The following is a 2552-nucleotide window of genomic DNA, read 5'->3' on the forward strand; positions in this document are numbered from 1 at the left end:
AAATGAATATATACTGCATCGGCAGTTGAATATATACTGCAACTGCTGATGAATATATACTGCAACTGCCGATGAATATATACTGCAACTGCCGATGCAGTATATATCCCTAAAAAGGCAGATATAAAAGCCAATCATGAGCGATTGCCTACAACCACAATAGAACAACATAAACTTACCGATATGAAGAATATAAAAATAGCCGTAGCCGGAACAGGTTACGTAGGACTTTCCATTGCCACGCTCTTGGCACAACACCATCAGGTAACGGCTGTAGACGTGATACCCGAAAAGGTAGACTTGATCAACCAACGCAAGTCACCCATCCAGGACGAATACATTGAAAAGTATCTTGCCGGGAAAGATTTGAACCTGACCGCAACCTTGGACGGAGCAAAGGCATACAGTGATGCAGATTTTGTGGTGATTGCAGCACCTACTAATTACGACCCGGTAAAGAATTATTTCGATACCAGCCATGTAGAAGAAGTCATTGAACTGGTAAAGAGTGTCAATCCGCACACCATCATGGTGATTAAGAGCACCATTCCCGTAGGCTATACCGAAAGCATCCGCAAGAAAATGCAGTGCGACAACATCATTTTTTCACCCGAATTCCTGCGCGAAAGCAAGGCATTGTATGACAACCTCTATCCCAGCCGCATCATCGTAGGCAGACCCGAAGGGGATAAACGGCTGGATGAAGCAGCCCACACATTCGCGGAATTATTGCAGGAAGGAGCAATAAAGGAAAACATTGACACCTTGTTCATGAGTACAACGGAAGCCGAAGCGGTGAAACTTCTTGCCAATACCTATCTTGCCTTGCGTGTAAGCTATTTCAACGAACTGGATACCTACGCAGAAATGAAAGGACTCAATACACAGGCTATAATCAACGGTGTTTGTCTTGACCCACGAATCGGCACTCATTACAACAATCCGAATTTCGGTTATGGTGGTTATTGTCTTCCTAAGGACACGAAACAGCTACTTGCCAACTATGCCGATGTGCCCGAAAACCTGATTCAAGCTATCGTGGAAAGCAACCGAACAAGAAAAGATTTTATTGCTGACCGTGTACTTCACAAAGCTGGTTACTATAATTATTATAACCGTGGCGATTTCAATCCATCAGAAGAAAAAAAGTGCGTCATCGGTGTTTACCGCTTGACAATGAAATCAAACTCGGACAACTTCCGTCAGTCAAGCATCCAAGGTGTAATGAAACGGGTGAAAGCCAAAGGTGCGGAAGTGATAATCTACGAGCCTACGCTGGAGAATGGCAGTACGTTTTTCGGCAGCAAGGTGGTGAATGACCTGGATGTTTTCAAGGCGCAGAGCCAGGCGATTATCGCCAACCGCTATGACGCTTGTCTGGATGATGTACAGGAAAAGGTTTATACGAGGGATTTGCCATACGAGGGATTTGTTTGGAAGAGACTGATTTTGAAACATACTCCTTGCTTATAACAAAAATAATTTTTATTTTTGCAGAAAAGGGATAAAGCTATGGCAACAACAGCAATCAGACTGAACAAGGAATTGGTAGACAAGGCGCAAGCATACGCTACAGCAGAAGGGAAAAGCCTTTCTTCCATTATTGAAGATTTTCTTTCGCGTCTCACCTCTTCAAGAGAAGAGACGGAAGAAATTCCGGATATTGTATTGAGTCTGTTAGGAGCTGGGGCTCAGGTAGATGATGACGACATCAACGGACGGAAAGCCTATTATGGTCATTTAGAACAGAAGCATCAATGAAAAGGGCATTTCTTGATACAAATGTTGTAATAGATTTGCTGGATAAGCGTGAAAGGTTCTATCTTGCTGCTGTAAAATTGTTTACGTTGGCCTATAAAAGGGAATTGTCTTTATATCTCTCTCCTTTGACTTATGCCACAGCAGCTTATGTCCTTCGAAAACATCCTATTGAAGAATTACGTATACTCTTATCTAATTTGCGTAAACTTTCGCATGTAACTTTAGCTGATGAACAAACTGTTGACAATGCGCTGTCTTCCGGTTTTGATGATTTTGAGGATGCGTTGCAGTATTGTTCAGCTATAAAAGAAAACGTAAGTGTCATTGTTACCCGAAATGTTAAAGACTTTTCCTTGTCTAAACTTCCGGTTATGACACCAGATGATTTTTTAGCAAGATATTTCTGTAAGTAGTCAAAAAATGGCTATTGATTGAAATGGGTAACTTCGCTGCCAACCAAATTTATAGAATTATGTATAGCAGTGAAGATCTTGAAAGGTTTTACTTTCAGTACCAGACCGAGGCTTTGCCTCATGGAGAATCTCTCCAATCGTTTTGTTTAAAGAACAAAGTCCCTTATAACATTTTCCAGAAATGGTTTAAGAAGCTGTTTTGATTTCATTCGATAAATTTGTTAAGCACGATTTGGATGAATGCAATCTGTACCATAGCTTCCGCAGTCTCAGCAAGGAATTCATAATCGATGGTCAGCCTTCTGAAGTTTTCCAGCCATGAGAAAGAGCGTTCCACAATCCAGCGTTTGGGCAGTACTTGAAATTTGGATGGACATT

General features: G+C 41.6%; 4 protein-coding genes. 3 read left to right on the forward strand and 1 reads right to left on the reverse strand.

The annotated features are described in order from the left end of the window. The first annotated feature begins 183 nt into the window (after positions 1-183). Genes B5F71_RS19180 through B5F71_RS19190 form a run of 3 tightly spaced genes read left to right on the forward strand, consistent with a single transcriptional unit; the run spans position 184 to position 2174 of the window. A complete protein-coding gene (locus tag B5F71_RS19180; RefSeq protein ID WP_087213536.1) occupies positions 184-1473 on the forward strand; it encodes a nucleotide sugar dehydrogenase in 1290 nt (429 codons plus the stop codon). Between the two features lie 39 nt (positions 1474-1512). Continuing rightward, positions 1513-1761, forward strand: coding sequence for a DUF6364 family protein (locus B5F71_RS19185; RefSeq protein WP_087213529.1), 249 nt, complete (start codon positions 1513-1515; stop codon positions 1759-1761). Next, positions 1758-2174 carry a PIN domain-containing protein gene (locus tag B5F71_RS19190; protein ID WP_087213532.1) on the forward strand — a complete coding sequence of 139 codons (417 nt, stop codon included), beginning with the start codon at positions 1758-1760 and terminating at the stop codon, positions 2172-2174. Before B5F71_RS19185 ends, B5F71_RS19190 begins: the two co-directional genes overlap by 4 nt. 205 nt (positions 2175-2379) lie before the next feature. Here B5F71_RS19190 and B5F71_RS19200 read toward each other — a convergent pair. Next, a partial coding sequence (locus tag B5F71_RS19200) for a transposase (RefSeq protein WP_143269951.1) occupies positions 2380-2552 on the reverse strand: 173 nt, incomplete at its 5' end.

This window comes from Bacteroides sp. An269 (genome assembly GCF_002159755.1).
In the GTDB taxonomy this organism is placed as follows: Bacteria; Bacteroidota; Bacteroidia; order Bacteroidales; family Bacteroidaceae; genus Phocaeicola; species Phocaeicola intestinalis.